This is a genomic window from Pseudomonas sp. GM_Psu_1 (genome assembly GCF_026544185.1).
GTDB classification, from domain to species: Bacteria; Pseudomonadota; Gammaproteobacteria; order Pseudomonadales; family Pseudomonadaceae; genus Chryseomonas; species Chryseomonas oryzihabitans.
On the sequence record NZ_JALNUX010000014.1, the window covers coordinates 35,784 to 59,506 of the forward strand.

Here is a 23,723-nt window from a genome sequence, read left to right on the forward strand (position 1 = left end):
CTATGACAGAGTAGTCAGGAGGTTGTAGTGAACAAGTCGATGCTCGTAGGTACGGTTCTGGGAGCCATCGTCGCCACCGCTGGTGGCGCCGTGGCGTACAGTTTCGTCGACCGCGGGCCTCAGTACGCCGAGGTCGTCGCCGTCCAGCCGGTCAAGGAAACGGTCAAGACCCCGCGCGAGGTCTGCAAGGAGGTCGCGGTGACGCATCGGCGGCCTGTTCAGGACCAACACCAGATCGCCGGGACCGCCGTAGGCGCGGTCGTCGGCGGTCTGCTGGGCAACCAGGTCGGCAACGGCAGCGGCAAGACCCTGGCGACCATCGCCGGTGCCGTGGGCGGTGGTTACGCCGGCAACAAGGGTCAGGAATACATGCAGAACCGCGACACCTACACCACCACCCAGACCCGCTGCAGCACGGTCAACGACAGCAGCGACAAGGTGGTCGGCTATGACGTCAAATACCTGCTGGATGGCAAGATCGGCCAGGTCCGCATGGACCACGAGCCGGGCAAGCAACTGGAAGTGAAGAACGGCCAGGTACTGGCCAGCCAGTGATTCGCGTGACCGGCTGAAGCCCCAGGGCTGCAGCCAACAAAAAACCCGCTGCCAGGTGACTGGCAGCGGGTTTTTTTATTGGCTCTTGCGCGGTGATCCGAAAGCTCTGCCGCGCCGGCCAGGGCGCGCAGGGCGCCCTGGCCGGTGTCGTCATTTAGACGGCGGGGCGGGGGGTTTCTGCTTTGGGCCGAAGCCACCGCCGGGCGGAGATCCACGCCGGCGCCTCGAACAGACCGTTGATGCCGCGGGCTTCCAGCAGCTTGGCGATGGCCACCGGCACCAGGATGCCGAAGGCGCAACCGGCGACGATGTGCAGCAGGCCGTCGTTGATGTGCAGGCCCTTGCTCAGGACGATGCGGGCGCCACTGCCGCTGAGCACGTGCATCACGTAGATGGGCATCGACAGCGCGCCCAGGGTCAGCACCCATTGCAGCGGCCGCTGCGCCAGCACCATGCAGAGGCTGCTGACGAAGACGATGCCGTTCAGCGCCAGCACCAGGGTGGCCAGGCCACGATCGGTGTAGACCAGGCCCAGCAGGCCGTGGAACCAGTATTCGAGCACCACGAACAGCAGACCCGAACCCAGCATCACGCGACCGGCCTGTTCCTCGATGGCCTGCTTGAAGTTGTTGAACCAGACGCCGAAGGCGAAGAACACGAAGTTCTGCGCGGTAAAGGTGAAGAAGAAGTCTTCCGGGCCGGCGTTCTGGAACAGATAGACCAGGGCGCCAAAGGCGAACACGGCGAAGAAGGCCAGCGGCTTGGCCCAGCGATAGGCGAGCATGGCCAGGCAGAACACCAGGAACAGCGCATAGAGGAACCAGAACTGCTGGCGTGGCTCCCAGACCGTCAGGACTTCGCTGAAGCTGACGCCGCCATTGGTGTAGCGCGACATCAGCGCCTCCACCGAGCCCTGCAGCAGCGACCAGACCAGGAAGGGATAGACGATGGTGTCGATCTTGTTCACCAGCAGGCCGCCGGTGCCGCGCTTGATGAAGGAGCTGTAGAAGAACAGGCCGGACAGGAAGAAGAACAGCGGCATGTGGAAGCTGTAGATGACGCTGTCCACCAGGCCGTGGAATTCGGCGTCCTGCAGGATGCCGGCGTTGAGCAGGCCGCGGACGACATGGCCGTAGACGACCAGCACGATGCCTATGGCCTTGGCATAGTCGACCCAGAGATTGCGAGTGTTCATTGAATGATCCTTTTCAAAAGAGAACCTGTGCAGCTGAAGCCAAAGCACTGGGGCAAACGAAAGCGGGAACGCTGCGGCGCCAGGGCGCGCGTTGCGACAGGTTCGGTCATGGTAGGACTCCCGAAGGAACGACGTCCGTAAGTAGCCGGTTACAGGAAGGGGCTCCTTGCCCGCGTTCTGACCGTGGCTATCTGCCATTGTTCATGGCTTGTTTCCGGCCATACGTGAACGGGGCAACACTTTGATGGCCAAAGGCCCAATTGTCCGACGAGCTGTAACCGGATGTTTAGAGAGAGTCTTTGACGAACTGCAGCTGCTTCTCCTTGAGCAGGGGCTCGTAGCGCGGCGAGGTATAGATCAGCAGGACCTGCTTCTTGCGTGCCGCCTGGGCGCTGAACTTGTAGACGACGGTGTCGTGGTCGAAGGCCAGATAGGCCTGGGCGTCGTCGTCCTGGGTCAGGCGCTCGAAGGCGGCGGCCGACGACTGGGAAGAGGGCTTGCCGTATTTCTGGGTGAGGCCTTCGGCGATCAGGAAGGACTGCGCCAGGGGCGTGACGATGGACAGGCGCAGGAAGCGGCCATCGATGAAGAAGGCGCCGGCCTCGACCTTTTCACCGGCGAAGGTCAGGTCGGTGCATTCGAAATACTCGACGCCAACGACGTCGATCTTGCGCGGCTGGAAGGTGCAGAGCTTTCTCGCCAGAAAGGCTTTCTGCTCGGTGCCGAAGGCGATCCCGGCGTAGCCGTCGACGGCCTGAGCCAGCGCCGGGACAAGCGCCAGTAGCGCCAACAGGGGCGCGCGCAGAGGCGACAGGTAGGACCTGGCGGTCATGGTGATCCGGATTCCCTTCACGAAGGCCCTTGGGCCCACTCAACCCGACGGATGCTAAGAGCTCCGCCGGGGCTTTGCCACCGCTGTCGACGGCTTTTGTCGAGAGGTTCAGGGTTGGCGTCAGGCGATGCCGGGCGGAATCTGGTCCTTGCCGTAATCCTTGAGCTTTTCCAGATTTTCCGGCTTCTGGTGCTCGGGGACGTCGTCGCCGTCGGCGGGGGTGTCCAGGGGTTCCTGATCGCGGGTGTCTTCGCTCATGGCAGCGCTCTCGGCAGGGGATGTCCGACTTTGAGGGGGGCGCCGACCCGGCGGTTCCGCAGCGTCAGGCGCTGCCGTCGTCGCTGAGCCAGCCTTCGCGGTGGGCCAGGCGCCAGGCGAGCAGGGCGGAGATCAGGCCGCGCAGCGCCATGAAGGCAAGAAAGGCCAGCCACAGGCCGTGGTTACCGAGGCCGCGCAGCAGCCAGCCGAGCGGCAGCGCCAGCAACAGGGCCAGCAGCATCGAGTTGCGCATCTCCCGGGCGCGGGTGGCGCCGATGAAGAGGCCATCCAGCAGGTAGCTGACCATGGCGATCAGCGGCAGCACGGCCAGATAGGGCAGGTAGGCGTGAGCCGCCTCGCGTACCGCGACGATGTCGCTCTGCAGGGCGATGAACAGATCGCCGCCGAGGGCGAAGGCCAGGGCGAAGCCGAGGCTGGCCAGCAGTGACCAGCCACCGGCGATCACCAGCACCCGGCGCAGGGTGGCGCCCTCGTGGGCGCCCAGGGCATGGCCGGCCAGGGCCTCCACCGCATGGGCGAGGCCGTCGAGGGCGAAGGCGGTGACCAGCAGGCCATTGAGCAGCAGGGCGTTGACCGCCACCGTGGTCTCGCCCAGCTGGGCGCCCTGGGCGGCGAACAGCAGGAACACCGCCTGCAGCGCCAGGGAGCGGATGAAGATGTCGCGATTGACCGCCAGCAGCGGCCGCCAGCTGGCGAGGCGGCGCAGCGCCGGGCGATCGATCCGGCCGGGCCACAGCCGCAGGCGGCGCAGCACCAGCCAGAGGCCGAGCAGCATGCCGCTCCATTCCGCCAGCACCGAGGCCAGGGCGATGCCTTGCACCCCGGCGCCGAGACCCAGCACGAAGCCGGTTACCAGCAGCAGGTTCAGGGCATTGGTGGTGAGCAGCAGCACCAGCGGCGTGCGCGCATCCTGGGTGCCGAGCAGCCAGCCGATTACCGCGTAGCTGAGCAGCGCCGCGGGCAGGCCGAGCAGGCGCAGGTGCAGGAAGCGCGCGGCCAGGTCGGCGAAGGCGGGATCCAGGCCGAGCCAGGCAAGCAGCGGTTCCAGCGCCAGGCTGGCGGCCAGCAGCAGGAGCAGCGACAGACCCAGCCCGAGCAGGCCGGCCTGCAGGAGGATCTGGCGCAGAGCGGCGCCGTCGCGGCGGCCGCTGGCCTGGGCGGCGAAGCCGGTGGTGCCCATGCGCAGGAAGCCGAGGATGCCCAGCAGGGCGGTGTAGAAGGCGCCGCCCATGGCCACCGCGGCGAGCTGACGGGCTTCGGGCAGATGACCGGCGATGGCGCTGTCGACCAGGGTCACCAGCGGCACGCTGAGATTGGACAGGATCATCGGCGCGGCCAGGGCCCAGACGCGGCGGTGCAGCAGGGGGTGACGCCAGTCGGCAAGCAGGGTGGACATGGGCTAATCGCAGCGGCGGCGGAGGGGGCATTGTAGGCCAGCCGGCCCGGGTGGTCCTCCGCCGCAGCGCCTGCGGGGATCAGTCCAGTTGGCCGCCGCCTTCGCGCAGGTCCGCCCGGGTGGTCGCCGCGCAGGTGAGCGCCAGGCGCAGACCGGCGATCAGGGTCTCCAGGGCCATGGACGGCGCGCCGGGCTGAGCGGCGGCCTGGGCCGGCAGATAGGGGATATGGATGAAGCCGCCGCGTACCCCGCTGCCCTGCAGGCGATGCTGCAGGCCGTAGAAGACGTGGTTGCAGACGAAGGTACCGGCGGTCTGGGACACCGCCGCGGGAATGCCGGCGTCGCGCAGGACCCGGGTCATGGCCTTGATCGGCAGGGTGCTGAAATAGGCCGCCGGGCCATCGGCCACCACCGGCTCGTCGATGGGCTGGCGTCCGGCGTTGTCGGGGATGCGGGCGTCGTCGACGTTGATGGCGATGCGCTCCAGCGACAGCTCGGCCCGCCCGCCGGCCTGGCCGACCGCCACCACCAGGGTCGGGCGATGGCGCTCGAGCAGCTCATCCAGCACCCGGAGCGCGGTGCCGAATTCGGTCGGCAGCTGCGCCGCGACCACCGGCAGATCGCCGAGGCACTCGCCATCCAGCCGGCGCACGGCTTCCCAGGAGGGGTTGAGGGTCTCGCCGCCAAAGGGCGCGAAGCCGGTGAGCAACAGGGTCATGGGATACCTCACATCAGCAGATAGAGCAGCACCACGTTGCAGGCCAGCACCGCCAGGGCGGTGGGGACCTGGGCCTTGATCACGGCATTCTTGTCGTCCAGCTCCAGCAGGGCCGCCGGCACGATGTTGAAGTTGGCCGCCATGGGCGTCATCAGGGTGCCGCAGTAGCCGGAGAACATGCCGATGGCGGCCATCACCGCCGGATCGGCGTGGTAGACGCCCACCAGCACCGGCACGCCGATGCCGCCGGTCATCACCGGGAAGGCGGCGAAGCCGTTGCCCATGATGACGGTGAAGGCGGCCATGCCCACCACATAGACCACCACCGCCACCAGGCGCAGGTCGAGGGCCACGTAGGCGGTGGCCAGGTGCGCCACCGCCTTGCCGACGCCGGCGTCGGTAAAGACCAGGCCGAGCATGGCCAGGGCCTGGGGCAGCACCAGCGACCAGCCCAGGGCATCGGTCAGGCGCCGCGATTCGCGCATCGCCTGGATCGGGGTGTCGCGGGTCAGCCAGCAGGCCAGCGCCAGGGCCACCAGGGCGCCCAGGCCGAGGGAGACGAAGGTGACGTTCTTCGGGTCGAGCAGCGGCAGGCCGGCGATCTGCACATCCTTAAGCAGGACGCTGCCGATCACCGTCACCACGGGAATGGCCAGTGCCGGAATGAACAGGCGATTGCCCAGGCGGCCGGCGCTGGCACGGGTCTCGCGTTCAGGACGACTGGCGTGATGACCGCTGCCCACCGCACCGCAGCCGGCGAGCACCGCCATCAGCAGCACCCCGGCGCCCACCCAGGCGGGTGGCAGGCGATCGCCGATCAGGAAGACCAGGCTGAACAGGCCCCAGAACAGGCCGCTGGTCCAGCGCTTGGGGTGCTGACGATCGGCCAGAGTCATGACCGCGGTCAGCGCCAGGATGGCGCCGGCCAGCCAGAACAGGTACTGGATCGACAGGATCATGGCCGCACCTCCCGGTTCGCGGTCAGCTCGCGATAGAGCTGGCGATCGAAGCGGTGCAGGCGCAGGGCGTGGATGAAGAAGGCGCAGAGCGCCGTGGGAATGCCCCAGAGGGCGATGTGCAGGGGTTCGACATCGAGTCCGGCACCGAGCAGGAAGGTGTGCATCAGGGCGATGGCGCCAAAGGCGACGAAGATGTCCTCGCCAAAGAACAGGCCGACATTGTCGGTGGCAGCGCAAAAGGCCAGCAGCCGCTGGCGCAGGGCCTCGGGCAGGCGGCCATGGAGTTTTTCGGCGGTGCCTTCGGCCATGGGCGCCAGTAGCGGACGGACCATCTGCGGATGGCCGCCGAGGCTGGTCAGCCCCAGGGCGGCGGTGGTCTCGCGGACGAAGAGGTAGAAGATCAGCAGGCGGCCGACGGTGGCGTTGCGAAAGCGGGCGATCCAGTTCTGCGCATGCAGGCGCAGGCCGTGGCGTTCGAGCAGGCCGATCACCGCCAGCGGCAGCAGGATGATCAGCGGCAGGGCGCGCGCCTTGATGAAGCCGGTGCCGATGGCGGCGAGCAGCGCCTCGGGGCTGAACTGGGCGGCGATCCCGGTGGCCACGGCGGCCAGGGCGACGACCAGCAGCGGATTGAACCTCAGCACGAAGCCGACCACGATGACCAGCACGCCCAGCAGCGGCCAGAGGTTGACGGTGGTTTGCATAGGTGGATGTCTCCAGCGGGTCCACCGCGCTCCGGGCAGACGGTGCGGCGGACGGTAGGAAGCCGCGGGCGGCTTCGGCTGATCCAGGCAGTGCCCGCGGCACCGCTCGTTATTGTTGTCAGACGTCACTTGGCATAACGCCGGCTGGCATCTTTCGCCGCCGGCGGAGCTGGCGTCCAGCAAATAAAACTGTTCGCCGCCGATAGGGAAAAGCGGGGCAGACAAGCTCGCCGGTGGGGGTAAAGTGGCGGGGTAGCCTTGTCGAGGTCCCCATGAATCTGCGCTTTCTCGATACCTTCGTCTGGGTCGCCCGCCTGGGCAGTTTCCGCCTGACGGCGGAAAAGCTGTCCACCACCCAGGCGGCCATTTCCAGTCGCATCGCCGTGCTGGAGAGCGAACTGGGCGTGCAACTGTTCCTGCGCGACTCCCGCGGCGTGAGCCTGACCGCCGAGGGCCATCGGGTACTGGGCTACGCCGAACGGATGCTGGCCACCCAGCGCGAGCTGCACGAGGCCCTGGGCCATGGCCAGACCCTGGAGGGCCGCCTGCGCATCGGGGTGATGGATACGGTGATCCACAGCTGGCTGGACCAACTGATCGCCGCGGTCACCCAGACCTATCCGGCCATCGAGCTGGAATTGACCGCGGACACGGCGCTGAATCTGGCCGAGCAGCTGGCGCGGGGGCAGCTCGACCTGATCTTCCAGACCGATCTCCTGCGCGCCGAGGGCATCCGCAATCTGCACCTGGCCAGCTATCCGGTGCGCTGGCTGGTGGCCAGCGACAGCCACCTGGCGCGGCCCTACGCAAATCTGGCCGAACTGGCGGGCGAACGGCTGATCACCTTTTCCCGCCATTCCCGCCCGCACCAGGACATCCTCGGCCTGCTCCAGCGCGAGGGCATCGCCGAACCGCGGGTCTGTTGCATCAACTCGGTGGCGGCCATCATCAAGCTGATGGGCGAGGGCTTCGGTATCGGCGCCCTGCCGCCGGCCCTGGTGATCGAGGAATTGGCCCGCGGCAGTCTCATGCCCCTGCCGCTGGCCGGCCCGCCGCCCTTCGATGTCCAGGCCAGCTGGCATGGCGGCGCCGGCCTGGCGCTGAGCGAGGCGGTGGTGGCCCTGAGCCAGACGGTGGTGGCCGACTGGTGCACGCGGCTGGGGCCGGAGCGCGCCTTGCCGGTGCTGGTCTAGCCAAGGTGTTTCAACAGCTTCTTATCGCCAGCGCCCGGAATCTTTTGTTGGACAGCGGCGCTCCGGCTTTCCGACACTCGAGCTACCTTCTCAGAGGATCCTGTCATGCCCGCTCGCCTGCTGCTCAATTGCGATTCCGGTGAAAGCTACGGTGCCTGGTCCATGGGTGACGACGCCCATGCCATTCCCCTGGTCGATCAGGCCAACCTGGCCTGCGGCTTCCATGCCGCCGATCCCCTGACCATGCAGCAAGCCGTGACCCTGGCGGTGGCCAACGGCGTGCAGATCGGCGCCCATCCGGCCTATCCCGATCTGGTGGGCTTCGGTCGGCGACCCATGGCCTGCACCCCGCCTGAGGTGGAAGCCATGATCCTCTACCAGATCGGCGCCCTAGACGCCTTCTGCCGCGCCGCAGGCGTGCGCGTCGAGTACGTGAAGCCCCATGGCGCCCTCTACAACGCCCTGGTCAAGGACGATGCCCTGTTGAGCGCCGCGCTCTCCGCCTGCGCCCGCTATCGCCAGGGACTGCCGCTGATGGTGCTGGCCAGGGCCGACAATGATCGCGAGCGCCGGCTGGCCGAAGCCGCCGGGGTGCCGCTGCTGCTGGAAGCCTTCGCCGATCGCGCCTATCTGGCCGACGGCTCCCTGGCTCCGCGTGGCCAGGTCGGGGCTGTCCATCACGACCCCGAACGCATCCTCGCCCAGGCCGTCGCCATCGCCCGCGGCGAAGACTTTCCCGGTTTCGATGGCCAGCCCATGCGGCTGCAGGCCGACAGCCTCTGCGTGCATGGTGATAACGCCGAATCCCTGGCGGTACTACGGCGGCTGCGCGCCGCCCTGGACGCCCTATGATCGTCTGCAAGCCTTTTGGCGTTGCGGCGCTGCTGCTCGAACTGGCCGAGCATCCCGATGCCGAGCTGCCGCCGCGCATCGCCCGCCTGGGCGAGCGGATTCGCCAGCGCTTCGGCCCGGCGGTGACCGATCTGGTGGCGGGCTGGACCAGCCTGCTGGTGCACTACGATCCCCTGCGCTTGACCCTGGCCGAGCTGCAGGCCGGCCTCGACCCCCTGCTGGCCGACTGGCCGGGCGCCGCGCCAGCGGGCGAGGGCGGGCGCCTGCACCAGGTGCCGACGCTCTATGCCGGCCCCGATCTGGCCGAGGTGGCCGAGCGCTGTGGCCTGAGCGAGGGCGAGGTCATCACTCTGCACAGCGGTCGTGACTATCAGGTGGGCGCCATCGGCTTCATGCCGGGCTTCGCCTTTCTCGGCGAACTGGACGAACGCCTGGCGCTGCCCCGGCGCAGCACGCCGCGGACCCACGTACCCGCCGGCAGCCTGGCCATCGCCGAGCGCCAGACCGCCGTCTATCCCCAGGCTTCGCCGGGCGGCTGGAATCTCATCGGTCGCTGCCTGTGGACGGTCTTCGATGCCCGGGCCGAGCCGCCGTGCCTGCTGGCACCCGGTGATCGGGTGCGCTTCGTACCCGTCGACGAAGCGGCCTTTCGCGCCCAGGGAGGTCAGCCATGAGCGGACTGCAGGTCATCAAACCCGGTCCCCTGACCCTGCTGCAGGATCTGGGGCGCCAGGGCTGGCAACACCTGGGGGTAGCGCCCTCGGGGCCCATGGACGGCCATGCCGCGCGCTGGGCCAATCGCCTGGTGGGCAATCCGGTCGCGGCGCCGCTGCTGGAGATCGCCCTGGGCGGCGCCGAATTCGAGATCGAGACCGATACCTGGCTGGCGCTGACCGGTGCGCCGCTGGATGCCCGCCTGGATGGCGAGCCCCTGCCGGCCTGGTCGTGTTTTCCGGTAAGGGCTGGCGCGCGCTTGCGCCTGGGCTTCGCCCAGTCCGGGCAGCGCGCCTACCTGGCCGCCGCCGGTGGCGGCTTCCAGGCGCCGGCGACGCTGGGGAGCGTGGCCAGCAACCGGCGCGAAGGCCTGGGCGGGCTGGAGGGCCAGGGCGCGCCGCTGGCGGCCGGCCAGCGGCTGGGCTGCGCGGCGGTGAGCGCGCTGCATGCCCACGGCTGCGGCCCGGCCGCGCGTTTCGTGCCGGACTATCGCGAGGTGCCGACCCTGCGGGTGATCCTCGGTGGCGACGCCGAGGCCTTCGGCCCGGCGCAGCAGCAGGCGCTCTGCACGCAGTCCTGGCGCATCAGCCCGCAGTCCGATCGCATGGGCATCCGCCTGGCCGGCGAGGTGCCCCTGGCGCCCCCGCGTCGCCAGTGGTCGCTGGGCGTGGTGACCGGTGCCATCCAGGTGCCGCCCGATGGCCAGCCCATCGTGCTCATGGCCGATCGCCAGACCATGGGCGGCTATCCGCTGCTGGGCTTCATCCACCCGCTGGACCTGGCGCGCCTGGCCCAGTGCCCGGCCCATCACGAGGTGCGCTTCGCCCCGGTGGAGCTGGCCGAGGCCCAGGCCGAGTGGCGGCGGTTCCTGGCCTTCTTCGGCGGCTGACGATGCAACCGGTCACGGCTGAGGAATCTTGTCCGCTTCGATGAGTCGCACGCTCAGGGGCGACGCCGACTTCCCTTTCTCGGCGTCTGGCTTGAAACTTGCCTCACACGTCCCCCTGAGACGACCGACAAGAAGGAGCTGGAACCGGCGATGAAAACTCCCAAACGCATCGAGCCGCTGATCGAGGACGGCTTGGTCGATGAGGTGATACGGCCCCTGATGAGTGGCAAGGAAGCGGCGGTCTACGTGGTTCGCTGCGGCAGCCAGGTACGTTGCGCCAAGGTCTACAAGGAGGCCGACAAGCGCAGCTTCCGCCAGGCCGCCGAGTATCAGGAGGGGCGCAAGGTGCGTGGCAGTCGGGAAAACCGCGCCATGGCCAAGGGCTCTAAGTTCGGTCGCCGCGAGCGCGAGGACAACTGGCAGAACGCCGAGGTGACGGCGCTCTATCGCCTGGCCGATGCTGGGGTGCGGGTGCCCAAGCCCCACGACTTCCTCGATGGCGTGCTGCTGATGGACCTGGTCACCGACGGTAATGGCGAGGCCGCGCCGCGGCTCAACGACGTGACCCTCACCGCCGAGGAAGCGCTGCGCTACCACGAGCTGATGATCGGCCAGATCGTGCGCATGCTCTGCGCTGGCCTGGTCCACGGCGACCTTTCCGAATTCAACGTGCTGCTGGCCGAGGACGGCCCGGTGATCATCGACCTGCCTCAGGCGGTGGACGCCGCCGGCAACAACCACGCCTTCCGCCTGCTGGCGCGGGACGTGGAGAACATGGCGCTGTATTTCGGTCGCTTCGCCCCGGAATTGCGCAAGACCCGCTATGCGCCGGAGATGTGGGCGCTGTTCGAGAAGGGCGAGCTGTTCGCCAATACCCGCCTGACCGGCGAATTCGTCGAACGCGAAGGCCAGGCCGACGTCCATGCGGTGATGCGCGAGATCGAGGCCGCCCGGCGCGACGAGGAGCGTCGCCAGGCCGCGCGGCGCGAGCAGGACGAGCCCAGCGTGCGCGAAGAACCGCCGCCGCCCTGGCTAAGCTGATCGTTAAGTAGAACGATTAGCGCTGCGATGAGACGAACGGCCCCAGTGGTCGGGCGATGAACGGCGTCCTCCGGGCGCCAGCGCGCTAAACTGGGCACTGAACAGCACAGGACTCTTTTCATGCAAGGCCATCCGGACGTCATCAACTACCTCAACCAGCTGCTGCGCGGCGAGCTGGCGGCGCGCGACCAGTACTTCATCCACTCGCGGATGTACGAGGACTGGGGCCTGATGCGCCTGTACGAGCGGATCGGCCACGAGATGGAAGAGGAAACCCAGCACGCCGATGCCCTGCTGCGCCGCATCCTCTTCCTCGAGGGCACGCCGGACATGCGTCCCAACGCCATCACCGTCGGCCAGACCGTACCGGAGATGCTGCGCGCGGACCTGGCGCTGGAGTACGAGGTACGCGAAGCCCTGGCCCAGGGCGTGGCCCTGTGCAACCAGCACAAGGATTTCGTGACCCGCGAGATCCTGGTGGTGCAGCTGGAAGACACCGAGGAAGACCACGCCTACTGGCTGGAGCAGCAGCTGGGCCTGATCGACAAGATCGGTCTGCAGAACTACCTGCAATCGCAGATGAAGGGCGGCACCACGCCCCATGGCGCCGGCCTCTGAGGTCGGCCGAGCGGCGCCGCTGGGCGTCGCTCAGGACGTGCGGGCGTCGTCCTCCGGCGCCCGTGGCAGATAAATTGAGATGCAGGTCCCCACGCCCGGCGTGGTGTCGATCTGGATCTGGCCACCCGACTGGTGCACGAAGCCGTGCACCATCGACAGGCCCAGTCCGGTGCCCTGACCCGGCGGCTTGGTGGTAAAGAAGGGATCGAAGATCCGCTCCAGGATCTCCGGCGCGATGCCGGTCCCGGTGTCGCTCACCTTGACTCTCACGTAATCGCCTGCTGGCAGGTCCTCCGGCCGCTCCGGCGCATCCTCCGGCAGATTGGCCGTGGACAGCCGCAGCTGGCCGCCCTGGGGCATGGCGTCCCGGGCGTTGATCGCCAGGTTGAGCAGGGCGCTTTCCAGTTGCACGGCATCGATCACCGTCGACCAGAGCGGCTCCGCCGGCTCGGCCTGCACCTCGATCGCCGGGCCGACGCTGCGGCGGATCAGCTCTTCCATGGCCAGCATCAGCTCGTTGACGTCGGTGGGCTTGGGTTCCAGGGTCTGCCGCCGGGAAAAGGCCAGCAGCCGCTGGGTCAGGGAGGCCGCGCGTGCGGCGTAGGCCTGGGCGCCACCGAGCAGCCGGTCGAGCTGGTCGGTCCGGTGCTGCTGCAGGCGGCGCTCGATCAGCTCCAGGCTGCCGATGATGCCGGCCAGCAGGTTGTTGAAGTCGTGGGCGATGCCGCCGGTCAACTGGCCGATGGCCTCCATCTTCTGCGCCTGGTGCAGCGCCTGCTGCGCCTGGGTCAGTTCGGCGGTGCGCTCGATGACACGCTGTTCGAGGGTCTCGTTGGCGGTCCGCACCGCCTGGAACAGCTGGGCCTGCTCGATGGCGATGGCCGCGCGAGCGGCCAGGGCGACCATCAGGCGTTCGTGGCGGGCGTTGAAGCGCCCCGGCTCCGGATGGCCGAAGCCCAGCCCGCCCAGCACTGCGCCACTGCGGGCCACCACCGCGACGGCCAGATAGCTGCGCACCGGCAGCCGACTCGCGCGGCCTTGCGGCGCCAGGACGTGGCCGAGCTGTGGGTCGCTCGCCAGGTCGTCACTGCGGACCACGCCCGCGCTGCCCAGGGTGGTGACGAACAGGGTGGTGGCAGCGGATTCTCCGATCTGCTCGAAAAGGTCCCGCTCGACGCCGGACAGGGTGAAGCGCTGCAGACGTCCGCCACCTTCTTCATGGCGTTGATGAAAGTAGGCGCCGAATTCCGCGCCCGTCAACTCCACTCCGGCATCGGTCACGGTCTGCACCAGGTGCGCCAGATCCAGCTGGCTGGCCAACTCCGTGTCGATGCGCTTGAGGGCTTCGAGGGTGCGGGTTTCCTCGCGCAACTCGGCCTCGGCCTGCTTGCGGTCGCTGATGTCGACCAGGAATTCGAAGGCGCTGCCATCGGGCAGGCGCTTGGCGGCCACCAGCGCCCAGCCGGTCGAGCCGTCGCGGCGCCGATAGCTGCGCTCCTCGGGCGGCACCTGAGCGTCGGCATGGGGCAGTAGCGGTGCGGGCCAGGCGATGCGCCCGGCGGCCAGGTCCTCGCGGTCATGGCCGCTCATGCGCAGGAAGGCGTCATTGGCATCGATCAGCCGCCCCTCGGCATCGAAGCAGAGGGCGCCCACCGTCTCGATTTCCAGGGCGGTGCGGAAGCGTCGTTCGCTGGCCTCCAGCGCGGCGCGCGCCAGATGGGCTTCGGTGACGTCCTGCCCCTGGCAGAAGATGCCGATCACCTGGCCGGTTTCGTCGGTCAGGGGTTCGTAGATGAAATCCAGGTACAGGGTGCGGACCGGTTCGCCCGCGGTTTCCAGGCGCAGGGGCTGGTGCTCGGCGACGAAGCGGCGACCGCTGCGATAGACCTGTTCGAGCCACTCGAAGTAGCCCTGATTGTGCAATTCGGGAAAGACCTCGCGCACCGTCAGGCCTTCGCGGGGCCGGCCATCGAACAGGCGGCTGTAGGCGACGTTGACGAAGTCGAAGACGTGATCCGGGCCGCGCACGATGGCGACGAAGCCGGGCGCCTGCTCGAACATCCGCCGCTGGCGGGCGGCATCCGCGGCCCGACGGCGCTCGTCGAGGATGCGCTGGGTGGTCTCGTGGCCCTGGTTGAAGATCCCGGCGATCTCGCCGCCTTCGCCACGGATCGGGGTGAAGCTGTAGTTCCAGTAGGTCTCGGTGACCACCCCCTGGCGCAGCATCGGCAGCAGCTGGTCGAATACCGAAAAGCCCTGGCCGCTGCTCAGGACCTGCCCGAACTGCGGCCCCACCACCGGCCAGATGTCCTGCCAGACCTCCTGCGCCGGGCGACCCAGGGCCCAGGGATGCCGCTCGGCGGGAATCGGCGCCCAGGCATCGTTATAGAGCAGCAGCAGGTCGGGGCCCCAGTAGATGGCGGTGGGAAAGCTGGAATTCAGGCAGATGCTCAGTGCGGACCTGAGAGATTGCGGCCACTGAGAAGGCGGGCCCAGAGGGGATTCCGACCAGTCGTGACTGCGCAGCCGGGCGCCCATCTCGCCACCGCCGGCGAGAAAGTCCAGTTCGTTCCAGTCGGCAAGCTGCGCTGCCATCTATCGTGTCTCCCCACCCACCGCCGTAGTTCCAGCCGTTCAGACCACAATCGAACCGGAACTGCAGGACCAGGCGCGGATTTTTTCGGCCGCGGCCTTACAACCGGGGCGCATAGCGCTCGATGGCTTCGGGCAGGGCCCAGCCGGCGGCGAAGGCCAGCACCAGTACGACCAGGGGCAGCAGCACCCACCAGGTCCGCGGCGGGATCGGCTCCAGGCGATTGCCGCCGGTCCTCTGCAACAGCGCCAGGCTCAGGCCGCAGAAACCGCCGGCGAGCAGGGCGCCGGCCAGGATGTCGGTGGGCCAGTGCACGCCCAGGTAGACGCGGCTGAGGGCGATGAGCACCGCCGGCAGGGCAGCGATCACCAGCCAGGCGAGGCGCCCGCGCGGACCATAGCGGCGGCCGACGAGGATGCCCAGGGTCAGGAAGAAGGCGAAGGAGGCCGAGCTGTGGCCGCTGGGCAGGCTGTAGGTGGTCAGGGGTTCGGCGAGCACATCGGGGCGCGCGCGGGCCAGCAGATTCTTCAACTGGCCATTGGCCAGAGCGGTCCCCAGAGTGGTGCCCAGGGCGAACAGCAGCGGGCGCCACTGGCGGAAGGCGGCCAGCACCAGGATCAGCACGGCGGCCAGGATCAGCTGGGTACGGAAATCGCCCATGCGGGTGATGACCACGGCAACCAGGTTGAGCCAGCCCTCGCGATGCTCCTGCACCAGCGCCATCAGGCCTTCGTCGAAGGCGCGCAGGTGGTGCCAGCCGAACAGCAGGGCCAGCAGCCCGGCCAGGCAGAGGGCGCCGCTGATCAGGGTGGTGCCGGCGCGCTCGCGCCAGGCACCATGGGCGATGACCGCCACCAGCGCCGCGATGCCGCCGAGGATGATGCCGGCCTGCTGCCAGAAGCCTTCCGGCAAGGGTAGGCGGAAGGCCGCGCCAGTCACCCAGCCCGGGCCGAGGTAGGCGATGGACCAGCCGGCGGCGGCCACCAGGCTGACACTGACGAATTTGACCAGGGGCATGTCCAGCATGCCGGCGATCAGCGGCAGCAGCGGGCGCAGCGGACCGATGAAGCGACCCACCAGCAGACTGGCCACGCCGTATCTGTGGATGAAGCCCTCGGCCGAGCCGATCCATTCCGGATGGGTGCGCAAGCCGGGAAGGCGGCGGATGCCCTCGTGGAAGCGGCGGCCGATGAAGTAGGACACCGCATCGCCAAGGATGCCGCCCAGAAAGCCCAGCAGCAGGGTATCGAAGAGATTAAGCGCGCCATTGCCGGCGGCGACGGCCACGGCGAACAGGATCACCGTGCCCGGTACCACCAGCCCGGCCAGGGCCAGGCACTCGAGAAAGGAGATGATGAAGATGGCCACGCCCAGCCACTGGTGGTGCTGGTTGATCCACTGGGTCAGGCCGTCTAGCAGTTCCGTCATCGAAAGGCTTCCTGGGGGCTGGGGGTTGCGTCCTCAGACCCATGGGGAAAGCCTTGGTTGCCTCAAGGACGCGGATCGAGACGCAACGCCTCGGGGCTGGGGGATTGTAAGTCGCGCTCGGGAATTTCCCAGACCAATAACTGTGGCGGGGTTTGTCGGAAGGCAGGACTGGCGAAATAGTCCCGTGCCGCACCGGCGAAATGCCCGCCGTCCTTGGCGAAACGCCCGACGCTGGCGCCCAGGGCCTGTTCCAGGAAGGGCAGGAAATTGGAATTGCGCGAGAAGGAGGTGCCGATGAGCGCCATATTGGGCAGGTCCCCATCGCCGAACAGGTCATCGCTGGCGCCGGCCGCGGCGCGGCTGTCCACCTGGGTCAGGCGCAGCACCTCGGGGGTCGGCTGCAAGCGCGGCGGCAGCCAGTCCAGGCCGGCCAGGCGCACCAGGTCACCGGGTCGCGGTGCCGGCGCCAGCAGCGTGCGAGTGAAGGCCCGTGCCGGGCTGGCCTGGAAGGGGAGCGCCTGGATGCGCAGCGCCAGGGCGCGGGCCGCGGCCTCGGCACCGGCCTCGTTCCAGTGGGTATCGGTGCGCAGGAAGGCGGCGCTGCCCAGGGGCGTGAGCGCCGTGGTCAGGTCGAGCACCGGTACCCGCGCGGCACTCAGCATCCGCGTCCAGTCGGCGACCCGATTGGCGAAGGCGGCCGGGCGTCGCAGTCCGCACAGCTGGTCGGCGGCGATGCGACTCTTGTCCGGCACCACGGCGACCAGCAACTGGATGTGCCGGGCGGCCAGCTGCTGGCGCAGTTCGATCACCGTCTGGGCGCGGGCCCGGGCATTGGCGGCGGCCTGGCGCGAGACCTCGAGTTCTTCGGCGAGAAACAGCCAGCCGGGGCAGCCCTGGCGCACCCGGGGTCCGCTGTCGCCCAGCAGCAGCCAGCTGGCGCCGCGTTCCAGGCGGGCGGCCGCTTCCGGCAACGGCGCCTTGGCCAGTTCCTTGGCGATGTGGTGGGTGATCTCGCCTTCGAGCAGGGCATGGCGATCCACCCTTTCCGGCCAGAGCGAAAGGCGATCGGTGAGCAGCGCCCAGGCGCAGGACAGCAGGCCGATCGCCAGGAACAGGGCGAAGACCACTCCGGCGAGCGGGGCCAGCCGCACGCTGCTGGCGCTGGGCGGTTGCGGTGCGGGTGAGGGCGGCAGGGCGGGAGCGCTCATGACGGCGGCCTCAGAACTGGAAGTAGAGGAAGGGCACGGCTTCGCGACTGGCGATCAGCGCGAAGCAGAGCAGGAAGCCGGCCACCGGCCAGGCGGCGCCGAGGACGCGCAGCAGGGCGCTGTCGGGCAGGCGCGCCTCGATGCGCGCCTGCCACAACGGGGCCAGGATGCAGGCCACGCCCAGGGCGGCGGCCAGGCCGTGCACGGGCCTCAGGGTCACGGCCAGGGCATCGCCGAGGGCGAAGCCGTGCAGACCGAACTGGCCGGCGTACAGCGACAGCGCCGTGGCGAAGTCCGGCGCGCGGAACAGCGTCCAGGCCAGGGCCACGAACAGCAGCGTCAGGCCATGGGCCAGGGGCCGCGGCAGCGGCCGGCCGCCGAGTTCGTCCCAGAGCCGGTCCAGGCACAGCGCCAGGCCGTGCAGCATGCCCCAGAGCAGGTAGTTCCAGCTGTCGCCACCGTGCCAGAGACCGGCGATGGCCATGGTCAGGAAGAGGTTGCGATAGGTGCGCCAGCGACCGCCGCGATTGCCGCCCAGGGAGATGTAGAGGTAGTCGCGCAGCCAGCTGGACAGCGACAGGTGCCAGCGCCGCCAGAAATCCTGGATGCTGCGGGCGAGATAGGGCCGGTTGAAGTTTTCCGGAAAGTGGAAGCCCAGCATCAGGCCCAGGCCGATGGCCATGGCGCTGTAGCCGGCGAAGTCGAAGAACAGTTGCAGCGAATAGGCCAGGCAACCGATCCAGGCGTCGACGAAGGAGGGCTGGTCGAGGTGGAAGGCCACGTCCACCAGCGGCGACAGGGTGTCGGCCACCAGCACCTTCATGCACAGGCCGATCATGAAGCGGCGCGCGCCGAGGGCGAAGTTCTCGCGATTGAACCAGCGCTGGTTGAGTTCGCGGCGCACCCAGTCGTAGCGGATGATCGGGCCGGCGATGGAATGGCCGAACATGGAGATGTAGGTGGCGTAGTTGACGAAGCTGCGCTCCACCGGCACCACGTGGCGATGGACGTCCACCAGGTAGGAGATGGCCTGCAGCACGATGAAGGATAGCCCGGCCGGCAAGGCCACCTTCTGCCAGTCCAGCGGCAGGGCGCCGGCGGTCACCAGCACCTGGCTCCAGGTGGCAGCGACGATGTTGGCGTACTTGTACCAGCAGAGCACCGCCAGGTTGATCACGATCAGCCCGGCGAGCAGTTGCAGCCGGGTCCTCGAGCCTTCGCGCGCGCGATCCACCAGCAACCCGCCGACCCAGGCCAGCAAGGCCAGGGCCATGTGCAGCAGCAGGAACAGCGGACTCAGCCAGCCATAGAACAGCCAGCTGCCCACCAGCAGCACCCCGTTGCGCCCGCCGGGCCGCGCCAGGGCGTAGACCAGCAGGAACAGCGGCAGGAAGAGGGTGAGGAATTCCAGCGAGGCGAAGACCATCGAGCGGCTGTCCTTAGTGGGCGATAGCGTCCTGGGTGGCGAGCAGCCGCGGACCGCTGGCGCCAGGCAGCAGCAGCACGCTGTAGCGCTCGCCGGCCTTGAGTTCGCCCAGGTCCAGCGCTGCGCCCGTGGCCTGGCCGGCGCAGGTCAGCTGCACCTTGAGCGCCACGGCGTTGAGACTGCGGCGCTGCAGGGTGCCGTCGGCCACGTCCTTGAAGATCTCGGCATTGCGCCCGGCCGCCTGCAGGCCCGGGGTCGCGCACTGCGGATCCAGGCTGTAGAAGGCCAGCGAGGCCTTGAGCGCATTGAAGTCGTCGGGTTGCTCGCGTACCAGGCGCTGGACCAGCGGGGTGCCGGGCAGGACCACCAGGGTGGCGAATTCACCGGCGGCCACAGTCAGCTCCAGCGGGGCCTTGGCCGCGCCCTGGACCAGTTCGCCCTTGATCGCCTTGGTCGCCGGCACGGTCAGGTAGTCGGAGACCGGCTTGGCGGCCTCCAGCTGCAGCCGCGCGGCGGAGCCGGAGGCCTGCAGCGCCAGGGGCTGGCTGCCGGCGTTGACGAAGCGGAGGAAGGCCGAGTCTTCGCTGGGGCCGGTGGGGTAGAGGGACACCTCGGCCTGGGCGACCCCGCCCACCAGCAGGCCGAGCAGCAGCAGGGCCTTCACTGGGCGGCTCCCTTGAGCTTGTCGGCAGGCAGCTTGTTCAGGGCGTCGACGATGGCCGAACTCCAGGACTTGTAGCCCGGACCGGTCAGGTGCTGGCCGTCGATGGTGGCCCACTGGCCGGGCTTGGCGAAGCTCAGGGAGTCGATGTAGCTGCAGGGCGCGACGTTGCTGGCGAGGAAGCCGGACATCAGCTTGACCCGCTCGAAGGTCTTGCCGTACTTGCCGCCCTCGGTGCCCCAGGTCGGACCGACCCAGGCGCAGTGGGTCTTGGTGGCGGCGATGGCCTTGGTCAGGCTGGTGGTCTGCTGCCAGACCCAGGTCTTGGGAAAGCTGGGGTTGGTGTAGCTGGCCATGGTGTCGCCCATGACGATCAGCACCAGATCGGGCTTGTCGGCGGCGATGAGCTCGTTGATCGGCTGGGTCGCCGCCTTGCCGCCGAGCACCACGGCCTTGTCGCCGTTGCGCCGCTCGGCGCCACCGCAGGTGCCGGGGGTGACCTTGAGCCAGTCGCCGGCGTTGGTCCCGCAGATACCCAGGGTGTGCACCTTGGCGCCCTGTTGCACCAGGCTGTCCTGCAGGGTGCCGATCAGGTAGTCGGGGGTGGCCAGATGGCTGTCGCCGATCATGAGAATGGTGAGGCCGGTGAGGAGGCTGGCTGCCATGGGAGCTCCGTGAATCAGTTGTCGTAGGGGGAACGATAGGGACTGACCGGCAGGGCGAGTGCACGGTCCTGGGGTTCCAGCGCATAGCGCAGATAGACGCCGCCATTGAGCTGTTGGAAATCGCGACCGTTGTCGACGCCGAGGTTGCCGCCGACGAACAGCTGGCGACCGAGCTGGTATTCGGTGGCGCCGTAGAGGCTGTAGCCGAGACTGGTCTTGCTCTGGCCGCCATAGACCGCCGGGGCGCCGAGCGCCTGGCTCGCCGCAGCCTGCAGGCGGGCGTCGGTCGGGTAGAAGTCGGCGCCGTCCTGCTCGATGCGTTGCAGGCCCACCGCGCCGCGCAGCTGCCAGGTCCAGCGATCGGTGCGCTGCGACCAGGTCAGGGGGACGCCCAGGGCATAGAAGCGCTGCGGACTGAAGTAGCCGCCATGGCCATAGGTGAAGAAGGCCTGGTTGTTGTCGTAGGCGATGCCGGTGAACGACAGGCCCAGGGTCAGGCGACTGTCTTCGCTGTTGATCAGGTAGCGGTACAGCCCGGTGCCCAGCTCGGTACGGCTGTTGTCGGCGACATGGTTGCCCAGCAGTCGGTACCAGGAGGCATAGGCATAGGCACCGAACTGGCTGTCGTCGTAGCCGAGCTGGCCGCGCACGCCATTGGCGGTCACGCCACCCCATTGCTGGCCGGTGCGGGCGTCTTCGCTGCCGGCAAAGGAGGTCAGGCTGTCGATCACCGCCCGGCGCGAGGCCGAGAGGCTGTAGCGGCTGTGGTCGGTCAGCGGTCGCTCCAGGCTCACCCCGCCCACCGGGGTGGCATAGAGAAAGCCCAGGGGCGTGGTGCCGGCGTCGGCCTTGAGGCCGAGCTGGGGATCGCTGTAGGCCACCGCCAGGCCCACGCCGCTGTCGCTCTGGCTGCCCGGCGAAGCGTCCGGCGCGGCCTGGGTAGCGGCCGGGCCGCCACCGAAGCGACTGCGGGCGTCGCTGCCGACACTGCCGGCAGTCAGGCTGACCGGGGTGACCCGCACGGCCAGGCGCACATCGCCCAGCGGGAAGTCGATCTCCAGCGGCGCTTCCACGTCGGTGAGCTTGCCGAGGCCGCGTTCGTTGTCGTTGCTGCGCACCGTCAGGCCCTGGGTGATCCGCGCGCTGCGGGTCTGCAGCAGGTCGTCGAGGGCGCGCTCGGCGGCGCTGTCCTGCGGAGCGACTGGCGCATCCGCCAGCGGGGCGGCCTTGGCCGCCGCCAGCAACTGGTCGGCGGTCGGCGGAATGGCCTGGCTGGCCAGGGTGGCGCTGCCGCGGCGCGGGCCGAAGGGATTGGCCGGGGCGCTGGCCAGGGGCCGCGCGGTCTCTGCGTCGCGGCGCTCCACCGCCACCACCTGGCGCAGCAGCTCGGTAGCCCGACCGTCGCGACCCAGGGCGCGATAGAGGCGCGCGGCCTCGGTCAACACCCCGACGTCGTCGGCGCCCAGGGTTACGGCGCGTTCGAGGGCGCGCTCGGCATAGGCGTTGTCCCGGGCACGCACGGCGGCATCGGCCGCACCCAGTTGCAGCCGGGGGTTGTCGGGGGCGCGGCGCAGCAGGGGTTCATAGAGGCGCAGCGCCTTGTCGGCCTCGCCATTGGCCAGGTACAGCCGCGCCAGGGCGGCGTTGGCCAGGTCATCGTCCGGACGCTGGGCCAGGGCCGGCGACAGGGTGTCGTAGGCGGTGACCAGATCGCCGCGCTCGCGCAACTGGTCGGCCTGACGCACCCGGTAGCGATAGAGCAGGTCGTCATAACCCTGGCGCTGCGCGGCGGTCAGGCGCTGTCCCTGCAGATCGTGCAGCAGGGCATTGACCTCGTCGTCGGCGCCACTGCGCAGCAGCACCTCGCCGTATTGCAGGCGCAGGGCGGGATCGGGCGTGCGTTCGCGGGCCAGGACATCGCGCAGCAGGCGCAGCCCGCGTTCCGGGTCACCGGCCTCGGCATAGGCCGCCGCCAGGCCACCCAGGGCGGCGGGGCGCTCGCCGGCTTGCGGCTCCAGGGCCGCCAGCTGGCGCCGCGCGGCCTGCTGCTGGCCGCGGCGGGCCAGGTCACGGGCGGCGCTTACCCGGGCATCGAAGTCGAGATCAGCAGCCAGCCCTGTCATGGCCGGGATGCGCTGGGCCGGCGGGATGCGCCCGAGCAGCGCGCGCGCCGCGGCGGGATCCCGCTGCTCCAGGGCGAACAGGGCGCGGACATAGAGCGCTTCCGGGCGCTGGGGGTCCTTGGCCAGACCGCTGTCCAGGGTCTGGCGGGCGGCCGCCTCCTGACCCTGGCGCAGCTGCAGGCGGGCCAGGGCCAGCAGTGTCCAGACATCGTCCGGATCGGCGCGTCGGGCGTCTTCCAGGGCGCGACGGGCCCCCTGGAGATCGCCACGGCCCTCGGCCAGCTTGGCTTCCTGCAAGGCCTGGGTGGCCTTGAGCCGATCCAGGTTGCCGAGCCTGGCACGTTCGGCCGGGGTCAGGGTGTCGAGCAGGCGCAGGGCCTCGGCCGGACGCTCGCTCTCGGCGAGCAGATCGATCAGGCCCCGACGGGCTTCGAGATTGCGCGGATCCTGCTGCAGGATCCGTCGATAAGCAGCCTCGGCGGCGTCCAGCTGACCGGTCTGGGCCTGCAGTCCGGCCAGGGCCAGCGGTGCTTCCGGGCGCTTGGCGTCCAGCCGCAACGCCTGTTCCACGCGGGCACGGGCGGTGCTGAAGTCGTTGGCCTGCTGGGCCTTGCGGGCCTGGGCGAGCAGCGCCCAGTAGCGTACCTCGGCCAGCGGCGCCTGCCAGCGCGCCCCGCCCGGCTGACGGGTGGCGCGGTTCAGCAGCGCTTCGGCTTCGTCGAAGCGTTCCTGGCGCTGACGGACGATGCCCAGGCCGCCCAGGGCGTTGGCATCCTCCGGCGCCACCTTGAGGCGCGCCTGGAAGGCGCTTTCGGCAGCGCCCAGCTCATTGCGGCGCAAGGCTTCGATACCGCGGGCCAGTTGCGGATCCAGACCGCCGCTGCGACTCAGGGTACGGCCCTTTTCCAGCTGGGCGCGCAACTCGGCGTCATCCGGGTGCTGGCGCAGATAGGCCTCGAACAGCGGTGCCTCGGCCGGACCGGGCGGACCGCTCCAGACCAGGGCCTGGCGCCAGTATTCGGCGGCTTCGCCACCGATGTCCTTGCGCGTGCTCAGCTCCGCCAGGGCCTGGATACCGCGGCTGCGACTGGCCGGAAAGCGCGCCAGGTGCTTGGCCTGGATCAGCATCAGCGCCGGGTCGCTGGGCTGCAGCTTGCGCAGACGCTCGATGCCCGGACCGGCTTCCTGCCAGCCATTGGGGGTGTAGGCGAGGATGTCGTAGTACTCCCGCGCCAGATCACCCTGGGGCAGGCGGCCACCAAACAGCTGACGATAGAGCGCCAGTGCCTGCACCGGCTTTTCTTCGCTGACCAGCTGGCGGGCATCCACCAGGCGCTGCGGATTGTCGCCACTGGCCAGGGCGATGTCCTGCTCCAGCTGCAGGGCCTGCTGGGGCACGGGCTTGAGCGCCTGCAGGCGGCGCAGATAGGCCTGGGCGGCCGGCAGCCGGTTGGCCTGCACCTCGATCAGTCCCAGGCCGTACAGCGCCTCGGGCTGCTGCGCATCCAGTTCGAGCAACTTGTTCCAGGTCTCCTGGGCGCGGGGCGCATTCTTGCGCGCCTGCCAGAAGTGACCCTGCTCGAGGAGCAGCGCTTCGGGGGTACCGGCCGCCTGGGCCAGCGGCGGCAGCAGCAGACCGGTCAGCAGGGTAGCCAGCAGCGGTGCACGGGTCAT

Annotated in this window: 21 protein-coding genes; 7 read left to right on the forward strand and 14 right to left on the reverse strand. The window is 69.1% G+C overall.

Features of this window, described 5'->3' with window-relative positions:
- Positions 1–27 precede the first annotated feature (27 nt).
- Entirely contained in the window at positions 28–555 is a 528-nt protein-coding gene (locus tag OXS31_RS19825; protein ID WP_007162948.1) for a glycine zipper 2TM domain-containing protein, read from the forward strand.
- Positions 556–709: 154 nt separating this feature from the next.
- Here the strand turns inward: OXS31_RS19825 and OXS31_RS19830 are convergent, their stop codons facing one another.
- The 7 genes from OXS31_RS19830 to OXS31_RS19860 all read right to left on the reverse strand — a co-directional run bounded on the left by OXS31_RS19830 (position 710) and on the right by OXS31_RS19860 (position 6,638).
- Entirely contained in the window at positions 710–1,750 is a 1,041-nt protein-coding gene (locus OXS31_RS19830; protein ID WP_027597223.1) for an acyltransferase, read from the reverse strand.
- Positions 1,751–2,036: 286 nt separating this feature from the next.
- Positions 2,037–2,582, reverse strand: a complete 546-nt coding sequence (locus OXS31_RS19835; RefSeq protein WP_042136318.1) for a hypothetical protein — start codon at positions 2,580–2,582, stop codon at positions 2,037–2,039.
- Positions 2,583–2,702: 120 nt separating this feature from the next.
- Positions 2,703–2,840 (reverse strand): hypothetical protein, encoded by a 138-nt coding sequence (locus OXS31_RS19840; RefSeq protein ID WP_007159685.1) that lies wholly within the window; start codon positions 2,838–2,840, stop codon positions 2,703–2,705.
- Positions 2,841–2,904: 64 nt separating this feature from the next.
- A complete protein-coding gene (locus OXS31_RS19845; RefSeq protein WP_042136316.1) occupies positions 2,905–4,257 on the reverse strand; it encodes an MATE family efflux transporter in 1,353 nt (450 codons plus the stop codon).
- Between the two features lie 79 nt (positions 4,258–4,336).
- A complete protein-coding gene (pcp, locus tag OXS31_RS19850; RefSeq protein ID WP_042136313.1) occupies positions 4,337–4,975 on the reverse strand; it encodes a pyroglutamyl-peptidase I in 639 nt (212 codons plus the stop codon).
- Positions 4,976–4,983: 8 nt separating this feature from the next.
- Positions 4,984–5,934, reverse strand: a complete 951-nt coding sequence (locus tag OXS31_RS19855; RefSeq protein ID WP_027597219.1) for a DUF979 domain-containing protein — start codon at positions 5,932–5,934, stop codon at positions 4,984–4,986.
- Positions 5,931–6,638, reverse strand: coding sequence for a DUF969 family protein (locus tag OXS31_RS19860; RefSeq protein WP_027597218.1), 708 nt, complete (start codon positions 6,636–6,638; stop codon positions 5,931–5,933). The genes OXS31_RS19855 and OXS31_RS19860 overlap by 4 nt, the downstream gene beginning before the upstream one ends.
- 272 nt (positions 6,639–6,910) lie before the next feature.
- Between OXS31_RS19860 and OXS31_RS19865 the strand changes: the two genes are divergently transcribed.
- From OXS31_RS19865 to bfr, 6 genes are all read left to right on the forward strand, one after another.
- A complete protein-coding gene (locus OXS31_RS19865; protein WP_027597217.1) occupies positions 6,911–7,831 on the forward strand; it encodes a LysR family transcriptional regulator in 921 nt (306 codons plus the stop codon).
- 105 nt (positions 7,832–7,936) lie between these two features.
- Positions 7,937–8,683 carry a 5-oxoprolinase subunit PxpA gene (locus OXS31_RS19870; protein ID WP_267401484.1) on the forward strand — a complete coding sequence of 249 codons (747 nt, stop codon included), beginning with the start codon at positions 7,937–7,939 and terminating at the stop codon, positions 8,681–8,683.
- The gene (gene pxpB / locus OXS31_RS19875; RefSeq protein ID WP_267401485.1) at positions 8,680–9,357 is read left to right on the forward strand and encodes a 5-oxoprolinase subunit PxpB; all 678 of its coding nucleotides are present in this window, start codon (positions 8,680–8,682) and stop codon (positions 9,355–9,357) included. The genes OXS31_RS19870 and pxpB overlap by 4 nt, the downstream gene beginning before the upstream one ends.
- Positions 9,354–10,286 carry a biotin-dependent carboxyltransferase family protein gene (locus OXS31_RS19880; RefSeq protein WP_074583873.1) on the forward strand — a complete coding sequence of 311 codons (933 nt, stop codon included), beginning with the start codon at positions 9,354–9,356 and terminating at the stop codon, positions 10,284–10,286. Before pxpB ends, OXS31_RS19880 begins: the two co-directional genes overlap by 4 nt.
- A 150-nt stretch (positions 10,287–10,436) precedes the next feature.
- The gene (locus OXS31_RS19885; RefSeq protein ID WP_027597213.1) at positions 10,437–11,327 is read left to right on the forward strand and encodes a PA4780 family RIO1-like protein kinase; all 891 of its coding nucleotides are present in this window, start codon (positions 10,437–10,439) and stop codon (positions 11,325–11,327) included.
- A gap of 120 nt (positions 11,328–11,447) precedes the next feature.
- Entirely contained in the window at positions 11,448–11,945 is a 498-nt protein-coding gene (gene bfr / locus OXS31_RS19890; protein WP_007159675.1) for a bacterioferritin, read from the forward strand.
- Positions 11,946–11,975: 30 nt separating this feature from the next.
- Here the strand turns inward: bfr and OXS31_RS19895 are convergent, their stop codons facing one another.
- The 7 genes from OXS31_RS19895 to OXS31_RS19925 form a co-directional block, all read right to left on the reverse strand.
- Positions 11,976–14,540 (reverse strand): ATP-binding protein, encoded by a 2,565-nt coding sequence (locus OXS31_RS19895; protein WP_144947109.1) that lies wholly within the window; start codon positions 14,538–14,540, stop codon positions 11,976–11,978.
- A gap of 97 nt (positions 14,541–14,637) precedes the next feature.
- Positions 14,638–15,966, reverse strand: a complete 1,329-nt coding sequence (locus tag OXS31_RS19900) for a bifunctional DedA family/phosphatase PAP2 family protein (RefSeq protein ID WP_267401486.1) — start codon at positions 15,964–15,966, stop codon at positions 14,638–14,640.
- A 62-nt stretch (positions 15,967–16,028) separates the two neighbouring features.
- Positions 16,029–17,174 (reverse strand): cell division protein FtsQ, encoded by a 1,146-nt coding sequence (locus tag OXS31_RS19905; protein ID WP_267401487.1) that lies wholly within the window; start codon positions 17,172–17,174, stop codon positions 16,029–16,031.
- Between the two features lie 10 nt (positions 17,175–17,184).
- Positions 17,185–18,600, reverse strand: a complete 1,416-nt coding sequence (locus OXS31_RS19910; RefSeq protein WP_027597209.1) for an MBOAT family O-acyltransferase — start codon at positions 18,598–18,600, stop codon at positions 17,185–17,187.
- Positions 18,601–18,613: 13 nt separating this feature from the next.
- A complete protein-coding gene (locus OXS31_RS19915; RefSeq protein WP_077171791.1) occupies positions 18,614–19,264 on the reverse strand; it encodes an alginate O-acetyltransferase AlgF in 651 nt (216 codons plus the stop codon).
- Positions 19,261–19,926 carry a cell division protein FtsQ gene (locus OXS31_RS19920; protein WP_027597207.1) on the reverse strand — a complete coding sequence of 222 codons (666 nt, stop codon included), beginning with the start codon at positions 19,924–19,926 and terminating at the stop codon, positions 19,261–19,263. The genes OXS31_RS19915 and OXS31_RS19920 overlap by 4 nt, the downstream gene beginning before the upstream one ends.
- Positions 19,927–19,940: 14 nt before the next feature.
- Positions 19,941–23,723 (reverse strand): cellulose synthase subunit BcsC-related outer membrane protein, encoded by a 3,783-nt coding sequence (locus OXS31_RS19925; protein WP_267401488.1) that lies wholly within the window; start codon positions 23,721–23,723, stop codon positions 19,941–19,943.